This is a genomic window from Janthinobacterium sp. FW305-129 (genome assembly GCF_020858115.1).
Lineage (GTDB): Bacteria > Pseudomonadota > Gammaproteobacteria > Burkholderiales > Burkholderiaceae_D > Janthinobacterium.
Genome location: NZ_JACYMM010000019.1, coordinates 1 through 12490 on the forward strand (window position 1 = coordinate 1; position 12490 = coordinate 12490).

Here is a 12490-nt window from a genome sequence, read left to right on the forward strand (position 1 = left end):
TCTACCAGTTCCAGCAGCTCTGCGTCGTCGACCAGGTCGCACTTGTTCAGGAACACGATGATGTATGGAACGCCAACCTGGCGGGCCAGCAGGATGTGTTCGCGGGTCTGTGGCATTGGGCCGTCAGCTGCGGAGCACACCAGGATCGCGCCGTCCATCTGCGCAGCACCGGTAATCATGTTCTTGATGTAATCGGCGTGGCCTGGGCAGTCAACGTGTGCGTAGTGACGGGTTTCCGTTTCGTACTCAACGTGGGCGGTGTTAATCGTGATGCCGCGCGCTTTTTCTTCTGGAGCCGCATCGATCTGGTCGTATGCTTTGGCTTCGCCGCCGAATTTCTTCGACAGAACCGTTGCGATTGCAGCGGTCAGCGTGGTTTTACCGTGGTCGACGTGGCCGATGGTGCCGACGTTGACGTGCGGCTTGGTCCGTTCGAATTTACCTTTTGCCATTTTATTCTTCCTTAGAACAATGATTTAAATGTAGGGACCGGCATTCTCGTGAAAGCCGGCCCGGAACTTCTATTACTTAGCTTTCGAGCTTACGATTGCTTCAGTCACATGCTTAGGTGCTTCAGCATAGTGCTTGAATTCCATCGTGTAAGTCGCACGACCTTGGGTCGACGAACGCAACGACGTAGCGTAGCCGAACATTTCCGACAGAGGTACTTCGGCCTTGATGATCTTGCCGCCACCGCCAGCAATTTCATCCATGCCTTGCACCATGCCGCGACGCGACGACAGATCGCCCATCACCGTACCGGCGTAGTCTTCCGGCGTTTCCACTTCCACGGCCATCATCGGCTCCAGGATGACTGGCGATGCTTTGCGGCAGCCATCTTTGAATGCCATCGAAGCGGCCATGCGGAATGCATTTTCGTTCGAGTCAACATCATGGTACGAACCGAAGAACAGCGTGACTTTCACGTCAACGACTGGGTAGCCAGCCATCACGCCCGAAGTCAGCGTGTCGCGCACACCTTTTTCAACTGCAGGGATGTATTCGCGAGGAACGGTACCGCCCTTGATCGCGTCAACGAATTCGAAGCCCTTGCCCGGTTCTTGCGGCTCGATCTTCAGAACCACGTGACCGTATTGACCACGACCACCCGATTGCTTGACGAATTTGCCTTCCGACTCTTCGCACACTTTACGGATCGTTTCGCGGTAAGCCACTTGTGGCTTGCCGACGGTGGCTTCAACGTTGAATTCGCGCTTCATGCGGTCAACGATAATGTCCAGATGCAACTCGCCCATACCGGCGATGATGGTCTGGCCCGATTCTTCATCGGTACGCACGCGGAACGACGGATCTTCTGCTGCCAGACGGTTCAGCGCCAGGCCCATTTTTTCCTGGTCGGCCTTGGTTTTTGGCTCAACCGCTTGCGAAATCACCGGCTCAGGGAAGACCATGCGCTCCAGAACCACGCTTGCCTTGTCGTCGCAAAGCGTATCGCCCGTGGTGGTGTCTTTCAGACCCACAACGGCGGCGATGTCGCCAGCGCGCATTTCCTTGATTTCTTCGCGTTCGTTCGCCTGCATCTGCACGATACGGCCGATACGCTCTTTCTTCTGCTTCACGGAGTTCAATACCGAGTCGCCCGAATTCAGGGTACCCGAGTAGCAACGGATGAAGCACAACTGACCGACGAACGGATCGGTTGCGATCTTGAATGCCAGCGCCGAGAATTTCTCGTTGTCGTCAGCTGCGCGTTCGACCGGCTGCTCGTCCTCGTCCAGACCTGGGACAGGTGGAATGTCGATTGGCGATGGCAGGTACTCGATGACCGCGTCCAACATGGCTTGTACACCCTTGTTTTTAAAGGCGGTACCGCACAACATTGGAACGATTTCGCTGGCGATGGTACGCTGACGCAGGGCAGCCTTGATCTCTTCTTCCGAGAGGTCGCCTTCTTCCAGGTACTTGTTCATCAGGTCTTCCGACGCTTCAGCAGCGGCTTCAACCATGTTCTCGCGCCACTTGGCAGCTTCAGCGGCCAGGTTCGCAGGAATTTCGCCGTATTCAAACTTCATACCTTGCGAAGCGTCGTCCCAGATAACGGCTTTCATCTTGACCAGATCGATAACACCGGTAAAGAGGTCTTCAGCGCCGATAGGCATCTGAATAGGTACTGGGTTGGCTTTCAGGCGCGAACGCATCTGATCGTAGACCTTGAAGAAGTTGGCGCCGGTACGGTCCATCTTGTTCACGAAGGCCAGACGTGGCACTTTGTATTTGTTAGCCTGACGCCATACCGTTTCCGATTGTGGCTGCACGCCGCCGACTGCACAGTAAACCATGCAGGCGCCATCCAACACGCGCATCGAACGTTCCACTTCAATGGTGAAGTCAACGTGGCCTGGGGTGTCGATGATGTTGATGTGGTGAGCTGGAAAGTTGTTAGCCATGCCTTTCCAGAAGCACGTAACAGCAGCCGAGGTAATCGTGATACCGCGCTCTTGCTCTTGTGCCATCCAGTCGGTGGTGGCAGCGCCATCATGGACTTCGCCCAGCTTGTGGTTCACGCCTGTGTAGAACAGGACGCGCTCGGTCGTGGTCGTCTTACCTGCATCGATGTGAGCGGAGATACCGATATTACGATAGCGCTCAATGGGGGTCTTGCGGGCCATAATTAATCCTAAATGAATGGACAAAACCGAGCAGCATTTTTTTGCAAAAATGAGCCCGGCCTCGAACAACAGATGCTTGACAGCCGCCTTGCGGTAGCTGGCTTTATATTAGAAGCGGAAATGCGAGAACGCTTTGTTCGCTTCAGCCATACGATGGACTTCGTCGCGTTTTTTCATCGCGCCGCCGCGGCTTTCAGCCGCTTCCATCAGCTCACCGCCGAGGCGTTGTGGCATCGATTTTTCGCTGCGCTTGTTAGCAGCTTCACGCAACCAACGCATGGACAGAGCCATACGACGGACTGGGCGAACTTCGACCGGCACCTGGTAGTTTGCACCACCGACGCGACGGGATTTCACCTCAACCAGCGGCTTGGCGTTGTTGATTGCGGTAGCAAAAACTTCGAGTGGATCTTTACCCGATTTTGCTGCGATGTGCTCGAAAGCACCGTAGATGATGTTTTCTGCAACCGATTTCTTACCGGACAGCATCAGCACGTTTACAAATTTAGCGACATCAGTGTTGCCGAATTTTGGATCTGGCAAAATTTCGCGCTTGGGTACTTCACGACGACGTGGCATATCAATTCCTTTCAATCTTCAGTTGAGCGCGCGTTCTTCGCACACTCGCGGACGACCATCATAGCCTTCCACTTACTCGACCAGATGCGGTCGACTACATTCACTTAGCTAGTTGCCACTGAGCGAAACTTGGGTTTGCTGCGTACAACTTATTACTTCTTGCCTGCTTTAGCGCGCTTGGTACCGTACTTCGAACGCGATTGCTTACGGTCTTTAACGCCTTGGGTATCCAGGGCACCGCGAACCATGTGGTAACGCACACCCGGCAAATCCTTGACGCGGCCGCCGCGCAACAGCACAACACTATGCTCTTGCAGGTTATGGCCTTCACCGCCAATGTACGAAATGACTTCGAAACCATTGGTCAGGCGAACTTTAGCGACTTTACGCAGAGCCGAGTTAGGCTTCTTTGGAGTCGTGGTGTAAACACGTGTGCAGACGCCACGTTTTTGCGGGCTGTTTTCCAGCGCCGGCGATTTGCTCTTCACGGTCAAAGCGACGCGTGGATTGCGAATCAATTGATTGATGGTTGGCATCGTTATAAATCCAACAAAAAACTACGATTAATAACCCGGGCAAGATGCCCGGCGACTAAAACCTCGTCCCGCTTTCATCTCCTGCGCACCGGAGGCGCCCGCAGCCACTCGATAAGGAGCGGCCATGAAATGCCAAGCAATACGTAAACGATGAGCAGAATAAAATCGAGAACTCGCTAGTTTAGACCTTGTGTTACAGGGGGTCAATCAGTTTACCGCTTTTTGCTATAAAAAAAGGCAAAAAAACGGCACTTTTGTGGCATTTTGACTAATCTTTAGCCGCTCCGCGCGGATGCCGCCGCCGCATGGCGCTTAATGATTTGACACTCTTTCCCTGCGACCAAGTAGCGGACGCACGCATTCTTGTATGACCGCAAGACAACAAAAGGATTGATAATAGCGGACATTTTTCGCTGCCCTTCCCTATGCGCTCCTTGCTTCGCCCCGCCAATCTGTTCCTGCTCCTGACGTATGCCTTGCTGACGGCCGTGCCCTTCATCCCCGCACTGCTGGGACGCGCGCTCGAGCATCCCTGGCAAATGCTCACCTTCGAGCTGCTGGCCTGGCTGGCCGTCTGGAGCGTATTCAAGCGCCCCGCCTACTTCCACTGGCTGCTGGTGCCCGCCTTCCTCGCCCTGCCGACGGAAATCTACCTGTTCATCTTCTATGGCCAGGGCATTTCCACGCACCACCTGGGCATCATCTTCGAAACCAGCCCCAAGGAAGCGATGGAATTCCTCGGGCAAAAGGTATGGCTGATGGGCGCCGTCATGCTCGGTGTGATCGCCTGGTGCGCCCTGAGTTGGTATGCGGCCACGCGCACGCGCGACCTCGACTGGCGCGGCAAGACGCGCCCGGCCGCCTTCGTGCTGCTGATCCTGCTGGGCGGCTTCTGGTGGTATGGCTACGAATTCGGCTTCGAGGCCAAGGCCGTGCACAGCGCCCCGGTATCGGCCAAGGCCAGCGGCAAGGCGGGCGCCTCCGGCTTCGGCGACGCCAGTTCGGCCGACGACGACACGGCCGAAGAAGACGAGGAAAGCAGCAAGCCGGAGAACGCCAGCATCGCCGGTGCCGACGAGACGGGCCTGAACTGGCCCAGCCTGCCCCACTGGGCGCGCCTGCCCTACGCCTTCGATACCATCAGCAATTCCTGGCCCTTCGGCCTGGCCGCGCGCGGCTTCGATTTCTACAAGGAACGTCGGTACCTGGCCGAGCTGGGACAGAAAAGCAGCAGCTTCCGTTTCGGCGCGCACCAGCAACAGCCCGATCCCCATCCGGAAGTGGTGGTGATGGTGATCGGCGAATCGTCGCGCTACGACCGCTGGAGCCTGAACGGCTACGAACGCGACACCAATCCCCTGCTGAAACAGGAAAGCAACCTGGTGCCGCTGGCCGACGTCATCACGGCCGTTTCCGCCACGCGCCTGTCCGTGCCCGTCATCATCTCGCGCAAGCCGGCCACGCAAAGCCTCAAGGATGGCTTCTCGGAAAAATCCTTCCTCACGGCCTACAAGGAAGCGGGCTTCAAGACCTACTGGCTGTCGAACCAGATTTCGTTCGGCCAGTTCGACACGCCCGTGTCCGTATTTGCCAAGGAAGCGGACGTGGTGCAATTCCTGAACCTGGGCGGCTTTACCAACAACTCGAACTTCGACCAGATCCTGTTCGACCCGTTCAGGAACGCGCTGGCCGACCCGGCGCCGAAAAAGCTCATCGTGCTGCACACACTGGGCAGCCACTGGAACTACAGCCAGCGCTATCCGAAGGCGTTCGACAAGTGGCAGCCATCGTTGTTCGGCGTCGACAAGCCCGTCTACACGGACACGGCCATCAAACCGCAGCTGAACAACAGCTACGACAGCTCCATCCTGTACACGGACTGGTTCCTGTCGAACGTGATCGGCATGCTGAAGGACGATGGCCAGCGCACGGCCCTGCGCAGCTCGCTCGTCTACGTGGCCGACCACGGCCAGACCCTGTACGACGGCACCTGCCGCCTGGCCTTCCACGGCCACAACACGCAGTTCGAATTCCACGTGCCCGCCTTCGTCTGGTATTCAGCGCAATTCCAGCAGCACTATCCGGACAAGGTGACGCAGCTGCAGCGCCATCAGAAGGCGCGCCTGTCGACGGAAAACATGTTCCACACCCTGCTTGACCTGGGCGACATCCGCTTTGCCGGCGAACAACCCGAATGGAGCATCGCCAGCCCCCGCTTCAAGCAGCACAAGCGCTACGTCGACAGCTACGGCTGGACCAACTACGACAACGCCATCATCCGCGGCGATTGCCGCGAAGTAATCGACAAGAGCACGCCGGAAAAACAGGAAAAATAAGGGCGCCCTCAGGCTCGTTCCAGCACGCCGCTACAATCGGCCGGTTGCGCCATGTGCGTGCTGAGCCAGTCGAAGACGCGCCCGGCCTTGTCCGCGATGCCGGCGTCAAAACCGCGCTGCGCCAGTAGGGCGATGCCGTTGGTGGCTTGCAACACGCCGGGCGCCAGCAGCAACGCGCCCCGGTCATCGCGGCGCACGCACCACGGCGCCAGGCAGTCTTCCAGCAAGGGTCCCAGCACCAGGTTATGCGACGAGACGATCACCAGGTGGCGCGCGGCCAGCGTATGCAGCACGGCGGCAGCCGCCGCCACGGATTCGAGGTGGTTCGTGCCGCGGAAAATCTCGTCGATCAGGAACAGCGCCGGCGCCCCCTCCTCGGCCAACGCCAGCAATTCGCGCGCGCGGCGCAATTCGGCGATGTACAGACTTTCGCCGCCATCGAGCGAGTCCTCGTTCTGCATGCTCGCATACACGGCCAGGCGCGGCACATCGGCGCTGTGCGCATGGCAAAAGCCAAAGGCCCGCGCGCAGACCAGGTTCAAGCCTATGCAACGCAGCAAGGTGCTCTTGCCGATACCGTTCTGTCCGGAGATGAAGCCCCCCTTGCCCTGCACGCCGAACGACAGCGGCGCGGCGTTCGCCAGCAGTGGATGCCGCATGCCCTGCAAGGCCAGGGAGCGCGGCGCCGCGGTGCCCGCCCAGCAAAACACGGGAAGCGCGCGCAGGTGCCGCGCCAGCGCCAGGTCCGCTTCCAGCTGCGCCACCTGGGTGAAGCTGTCGCGCAGAAAGGGCAGCTGCTGCGCCACCAACTGGCGCGTGCGGAAATAGCGCTTGATGTTTTTCAGCAGGAGCCAGTCGCCATATTCGACCAGTACCGTATCGATGAAGGGCACGTAGTGCAGCAGCGAGCGCTCGATGGCGCGCGTCAGCCTGGCCGCCTGCGCGCCGCCGGCGGCCCATGGCAAGGCTGCCGGTCCATCAAGCCGCGCCAGCGCGGCACGGGTTTTCAGCAGGAGGCGCAAGGTATCGAGCGTGCGCTCCCATTGCTTGGCGCTTTCGTAAAAACGCACCTGTACGGCCATCAGCGCGACACAGGCGGCCAGCACGCCAAACAGCGCCGGCCAGCCCACCAGCCAGGCGGCGGCGATGGCCAGCAACAGGGCCAGCGGCACCAGCCATAGCCAGGCGCTCCACCATGGCGCCGGTGCCAGCGCCGCGCCGAACAGGGTCTCGCTCACCTCTGTATCGGCCTGGCGCAAGGGCAGGCAGGCGCGCTCCAGGCTGGCCACTTGTGCCGGGTCGTCCAGCAATCGCCGGACGCGCGCGACAGAGGCGGGATCGGCCTGGCCGCCGCTCAGACGCCGGTGCAGCTCCTGCTGGCCGAAGATGCTGGTCTCGCGCGCCAGCTGCGCCGCATACTGGTCAAGCAGCAGCTCGTCCCAGGTCTGGCCATCGAGCGATGGCGCCTCACCCGTCAGCCGCTGCAGCATCGCCACGTCGCTGCGCGCGAAAGGATAATCGAGCGCCGGCTCGAAGGCGCTGGCAGGGAAAAGTTGCTGGAGGAACGGATGCATGGCGCCTGCGGAGGAGTCGATGAAGGGAATGCCACAGCAGATGCAGGCGATTGCCAATTTATCAAGTGCCGCCTGTGCCCGCGGACATGCCGGACGGCACGGACACAACGGACAACCGGACGCCCGAATTTTTTCCCTTTCAAATCAATGACTTAATCATTGGCATGGATCGTGCATTGGAAAAGTCATCCTTCACGAGACATGACCATGATCCGCGATACCTCCTCTCAAGACGCCGTACTGTCCGCCCCGCCGGGCCAGCGCCACAAGCAACGCGCCCTGCTGCTGGCCGGCGCCGTCATCGTCATCGGCGCCGCCGTCGCGGTCGTTGCCGGCTGGCGCAACAGCGAGCATTCCGTCAACGCCAGCCGCCTGCGCATCGCCGACGTCACGCGCGGCACCCTGATCCGCGACGCGGCCGTCACGGGCCGCGTGGTCGCCTCGATCAGCCCCACCCTATATTCGACCACGGTGGCCACCGTCACGCTGAAAGCAAAGGCGGGCGACACGGTGAAAAAGGGCGACATCCTGGCCGTGCTGGAGTCGCCTGATCTGTCCGACGCCCTCAAGCGCGAGCAGTCGAGCGTGCAGCAGCTGGAGGCGGAAGTGGCGCGCCAGCAGATCCTGGCCAAGAAGCAGAAACTGCTGGCGCGCCGTGAAGCCGACACGGCCGAGATCGAGCGCCTGTCCGCGCAGCGCACGCTCGAACGCTATGAAAGTGTGGCGCAGGTGGGCATCATCGCCAAGATCGATTACCAGAAGGCGAAGGATGCCTTGAATTCCGCCGATATCCGCAGCAAGCACGCGTCGCAGGCGGCGGGCCTGGAAAGCGAAGACGTGACCCTGGCGCTGAAGACCAAGGTCAACGAACTGGAACGCCAGCGCCTCGTCCGCGACAACGCCCAGCGCAGGGTCGACGAGCTGACCGTGCGCGCGCCCGTCAACGGCTTCATCGGCACCCTGTCGGTGGCCAACCGCAGCGTGGTGCAAGCCAATACCGCGCTGATGACCCTGGTCGACCTGTCGCAGCTGGAAGTCGAGCTTGAAGTGCCGGAAACCTATGTGGCCGACATGGGCCTGGGCATGCGCGCCGAGATCGAAACGGGCGTCGTCCGGGCGACCGGCAGGCTGTCGGCGCTGTCGCCCGAAGTGGTGAAGAACCAAGTGCTGGCCCGCGTGCGTTTCGACGGCGCGCAGCCGGCCGGCCTGCGCCAGAACCAGCGCGTGGCGGCGCGCCTGCTGATCGATGAAAAACCGGGTGTACTGATGCTGGCGCGCGGCTCCTTCGTCGAAGCCGAAGGCGGCCGTTTCGCCTACGTCGTACGCGATGGCGTGGCGATGCGCACGCCGATCAAACTGGGCGCAACCAGCGTAGCGGTCGTGGAAATCCTCGACGGCTTGAAGCTGGGCGACAAGGTGGTCGTCGCCGGCACGGAAAACTTCGAGAACGCGGCCCGCGTCTCGCTCAACTGAATCTCACTCATCTCACCCCACAAGAGGCCCCGCCATGCTGCGCATGCACAACCTGAGCAAAGTCTACCGCACCCACATGATCGAAACCCACGCGCTGCGCGGCTTCGACATCCACGTACAACAAGGTGAATTCGTCACCGTCACAGGGCCGTCCGGCTCGGGCAAGACGAGCTTTCTGAACATCGCCGGCCTGCTCGAGGAATTCACCGACGGCGAATACATCCTCGACGGCGTCAACGTCAGGGGCATGGACGACAATGCCCGCTCGCGCCTGCGCAATGAAAAGCTGGGCTTCATCTTCCAGGGTTTTAATCTGATCCCCGACCTGTCGCTGTTCGACAATGTCGACGTGCCGCTGCGCTACCGGGGTTTCAACCGCGCCGAACGCAAGGAGCGCATTGAGGAGGCGCTGGCCAAGGTGGGCCTGGCCTCCCGCATGAAACACTATCCGGCTGAATTGTCGGGCGGCCAGCAGCAGCGCGTGGCGATCGCACGCGCGCTGGCAGGATCCCCCAAGCTGCTGCTGGCCGATGAACCGACGGGCAACCTGGACACGCAGATGGCGCGCGGCGTGATGGAACTGCTGGAAGAAATCAATGCGCAGGGCACCACCATCCTGATGGTCACGCACGATCCGGAACTGGCGCTGCGCAGCCAGCGCAATGTGCACATCATCGACGGCCAGGTGTCGGACCTGGTGCAGCACCGCGCCTCGCTGTCGGCCAGGCCGCAGCACGCCGTGACCGCGTAAGGAGAGACCATGTTCCGCTACTATTTCACGCTGGGCCTGCGCAGCCTGCGCCGCAACCGCGCCCTGACCGCGCTGATGGTACTGACCCTGGCCGTCGGCGTGGCCGCCAGCGTGTCCACCGTCACCATCCTGCACGCCATGTCGGGCGATCCGCTGCCGCACAAGAGCGACCGCCTGTTCGTGCCGATAATCGACATCCTGCCCTTGAAAGGCTATGTCCCCGGTGATAAGCCCAACTTTTCGCAGTCGCAGATAAGCTATATCGACGCGCGCAATTTCATGCGCAGCAAAATCGGCGTGCGCCGCACCGTCATGTACGGCGTGGCCGGCCCGGTCGAACCATTGCGTAAGGATATCGGCGTCTTCAATGCGCAGGGTATGGCGCCCACGCGCGACTTCTTTGCCATGTTCGAGCCGCCGTTCCTGTACGGCCAGCCATGGAGCGAAGCCGACGACGCCAGCGGCGCCGACGTGATCGTGCTGAGCCGCGCGCTGTCCGAAAAGCTGGTCGGCAGCACCAATCCGGTCGGCCAGCGCGTGACGGTGCTTGGCCGGCCCTACATGGTGACGGGCGTGCTGGCCACCTGGGATGTGGTGCCACGCGCCCATCACATCATCGGCAGCAAGGGCGCATTCGGCCCGGAGGATGAATTCTTCATCCCGTTTGCCAGCGCCATCCGCCACGAAACCGAGCACGATGGCGGCATGAGCTGCAACGGCGACAATAACGCACCCGGCTACCAGGGCAGGCTCGCTTCGGGCTGCACCTGGCTGCAGTTCTGGTTCGAAATGGCCAGCAGCGGCGAGCGTGGCCAGTTGCAGCAGTACCTGGATGCCTATGCGGGCGAGCAGCGCAAGCTGGGACGCATGAAACGCAACGCCCCGAACCGCCTGTACGACCTGAACGAATGGATGAGCTTTTTGCAGGTAGTCGACAACGACAACAAGCTGGCGGCCTGGCTGGCGTTCGGCTTTTTGCTGCTGTGCCTGGTCAATACCATCGGTCTCTTGCTGGCAAAATTCTCAGTGCGTGCCAGTGAGGTGGGTATCCGCCGCGCGCTGGGTGCCACCCGGCGCGACATCTTCAGCCAGTTCCTGATCGAGACCACGGTGATCGGTCTGGCCGGCGGCGTGCTGGGCTTGCTGTTGGCGTTTGGCGCGCTGGCCGTGGTCAGCAAGCAATCGGAAGACCTGGGCACCGTCGCGCACATGGACATACCGATGCTGCTGCTGACGTTTTCGATGTCGGTGCTGGCCGCCCTGCTCGCCGGTCTGCTGCCCACCTGGCGCGCCTGCCAGGTGACGCCGGCGATCCAGCTCAAATCCCAATGAAACCCTTTTCCCCAACATGAGGTCCAGCATGGAAATCCGTCCCATCCTGTCGGCGCTGATGCGCAGCAAAACCGGCGCCATCCTGGTGGCGGTGCAGGTCGCGATCAGCCTGGCCATCCTGGCCAACGCCCTGTATATCGTCAACGTACGCCAGGCCGTCGCCGCGCGGCCCAGCGGCGTGGCAGCTGAAAGCGACGTTTTTTACGTCAATATCCAGAACCTCAACCGAGGCAGCCATGAGCGCCAGCTGGCCGAACAGAAGCGCCAGGCGGCTCTTCTGCGCGCAATGCCGGGCGTGATGTCGGTGGCGCAAACGTCTCAGGCGGTGCTGTCACGCTCCGGTCACATCACCAGCATGTCGGCCAAGCGCAGCCAGGCCTCGGCCAGCGCCGAAGTGTCCACCTATGTCAGTCCCGATTCGCTGATCAGAACGTATGGCTTGCAATTGGTCGAAGGGCGCGATTTTCGGCCCGACGAGGTGCCCGAGATCAACGAAGACGTCGATGAAAGTTCTCCCAAGGTGCTGATACTGACGCGGGCGGCGGCGCAAAAGATCTGGCCCGGCGAGGCCAGCTTTGTTGGCAAGACGCTGTACCAGGGCACCGGCTCGGACGACCCGGAACTGCGCGTGGTGGGCGTCGTCGAGCGGCTGCAGACCCAGGGAGCGCAAACCAAGCCGCGCGGCGAATACTCGGCCCTGCTGCCGGCGCGCCTGACGGGCGGGCGCGGCCTGCTGATGTACGCCGTGCGGGCAGAACCTGGCCAGCGTGACCGCCTGATGCAGGAGGCGGAACAGGCCATCCGCACTTCCAGCACGGACCGGCTGCTGGTAACCACCGACACCCTGGAACAGCATCGCAAGGCACGCTACCGGGCCGACCAGGGCCTGTCCTGGATGCTGATCAGCGTCTCGACCCTGCTGCTGCTGGTGACGGCCAGCGGCATCGTCGGCATTGCCAGCCTGTGGGTGACGCAGCGCAGGAAGCAGATCGGCGTGCGGCGCGCGCTGGGCGCCCGCCGCATCGACATCCTGCGCTATTTTTTGACGGAGAATTTCATGATCACCAGCGTCGGCGTGGCGTGCGGCGTGCTGCTGGCACTGGGCTTGAACCAGCTGCTGGTAAGCCAGCTGGAAATGGCGCGCCTGCCGCCCGCGTATCTGCTGGCCGGTGCGCTCGTGTTCTGGCTGCTGGGCGTGGGCGCCGTGTACGGCCCGGCATGGCGCGCGGCCAGTATTTCGCCCGCCACTGCCACCCGCAGTACCTGAGCCGGCACCTGA

General features: G+C 61.2%; 10 protein-coding genes. 5 read left to right on the forward strand and 5 right to left on the reverse strand.

Annotated features, from left to right (window positions below):
• The 4 genes from IGS61_RS26550 to rpsL form a co-directional block, all read right to left on the reverse strand.
• The coding region (locus IGS61_RS26550) for a GTP-binding protein (RefSeq protein ID WP_230540312.1) at window positions 1-452 on the reverse strand (452 nt) is incomplete at its 3' end.
• 72 nt (window positions 453-524) lie between these two features.
• Complete coding sequence (gene fusA, locus IGS61_RS26555; RefSeq protein ID WP_230542322.1) at window positions 525-2630, reverse strand: elongation factor G; 2106 nt, start codon at window positions 2628-2630, stop codon at window positions 525-527.
• Window positions 2631-2738: 108 nt separating this feature from the next.
• Window positions 2739-3209, reverse strand: a complete 471-nt coding sequence (gene rpsG / locus IGS61_RS26560; RefSeq protein WP_010394377.1) for a 30S ribosomal protein S7 — start codon at window positions 3207-3209, stop codon at window positions 2739-2741.
• A gap of 152 nt (window positions 3210-3361) precedes the next feature.
• Entirely contained in the window at window positions 3362-3745 is a 384-nt protein-coding gene (gene rpsL / locus IGS61_RS26565) for a 30S ribosomal protein S12 (RefSeq protein ID WP_010394376.1), read from the reverse strand.
• Between the two features lie 425 nt (window positions 3746-4170).
• Here rpsL and IGS61_RS26570 point away from each other — a divergent pair, with 425 nt between their 5' ends.
• Entirely contained in the window at window positions 4171-6081 is a 1911-nt protein-coding gene (locus IGS61_RS26570; RefSeq protein ID WP_230542323.1) for a phosphoethanolamine transferase, read from the forward strand.
• Window positions 6082-6089: 8 nt separating this feature from the next.
• Here IGS61_RS26570 and IGS61_RS26575 read toward each other — a convergent pair whose 3' ends face one another.
• Entirely contained in the window at window positions 6090-7655 is a 1566-nt protein-coding gene (locus IGS61_RS26575; protein ID WP_230542324.1) for a MutS-related protein, read from the reverse strand.
• Between the two features lie 207 nt (window positions 7656-7862).
• On the opposite strand from IGS61_RS26575, the gene IGS61_RS26580 reads away from it, so the two are divergent.
• From IGS61_RS26580 to IGS61_RS26595, 4 genes are read left to right on the forward strand one after another with little or no spacing between them, the layout of a single operon-like run.
• Window positions 7863-9128, forward strand: coding sequence for an efflux RND transporter periplasmic adaptor subunit (locus tag IGS61_RS26580; RefSeq protein ID WP_230542325.1), 1266 nt, complete (start codon window positions 7863-7865; stop codon window positions 9126-9128).
• 34 nt (window positions 9129-9162) lie between these two features.
• A complete protein-coding gene (locus tag IGS61_RS26585; RefSeq protein ID WP_230542326.1) occupies window positions 9163-9879 on the forward strand; it encodes an ABC transporter ATP-binding protein in 717 nt (238 codons plus the stop codon).
• Window positions 9880-9888: 9 nt separating this feature from the next.
• Complete coding sequence (locus IGS61_RS26590; protein ID WP_230542327.1) at window positions 9889-11211, forward strand: ABC transporter permease; 1323 nt, start codon at window positions 9889-9891, stop codon at window positions 11209-11211.
• A 28-nt stretch (window positions 11212-11239) separates the two neighbouring features.
• On the forward strand, window positions 11240-12478 hold the full coding sequence (locus tag IGS61_RS26595) for an ABC transporter permease (protein WP_230542328.1): 1239 nt from the start codon (window positions 11240-11242) through the stop codon (window positions 12476-12478).
• Window positions 12479-12490: the final 12 nt, after the last annotated feature.

What these genes read in the sequence shown, in the direction of transcription:
- rpsL (WP_010394376.1), bottom strand. Translation starts at nt 3,745, where the DNA reads ATGCCAACCATCAATCAATTGATTCGCAATCCACGCGTCGCTTTGACC.
- IGS61_RS26595 (WP_230542328.1), top strand. Translation starts at nt 11,240, where the DNA reads ATGGAAATCCGTCCCATCCTGTCGGCGCTGATGCGCAGCAAAACCGGC.
- rpsG (WP_010394377.1), bottom strand. Translation starts at nt 3,209, where the DNA reads ATGCCACGTCGTCGTGAAGTACCCAAGCGCGAAATTTTGCCAGATCCA.
- fusA (WP_230542322.1), bottom strand. Translation starts at nt 2,630, where the DNA reads ATGGCCCGCAAGACCCCCATTGAGCGCTATCGTAATATCGGTATCTCC.
- IGS61_RS26580 (WP_230542325.1), top strand. Translation starts at nt 7,863, where the DNA reads ATGATCCGCGATACCTCCTCTCAAGACGCCGTACTGTCCGCCCCGCCG.
- IGS61_RS26590 (WP_230542327.1), top strand. Translation starts at nt 9,889, where the DNA reads ATGTTCCGCTACTATTTCACGCTGGGCCTGCGCAGCCTGCGCCGCAAC.
- IGS61_RS26570 (WP_230542323.1), top strand. Translation starts at nt 4,171, where the DNA reads ATGCGCTCCTTGCTTCGCCCCGCCAATCTGTTCCTGCTCCTGACGTAT.
- IGS61_RS26585 (WP_230542326.1), top strand. Translation starts at nt 9,163, where the DNA reads ATGCTGCGCATGCACAACCTGAGCAAAGTCTACCGCACCCACATGATC.
- IGS61_RS26575 (WP_230542324.1), bottom strand. Translation starts at nt 7,655, where the DNA reads ATGCATCCGTTCCTCCAGCAACTTTTCCCTGCCAGCGCCTTCGAGCCG.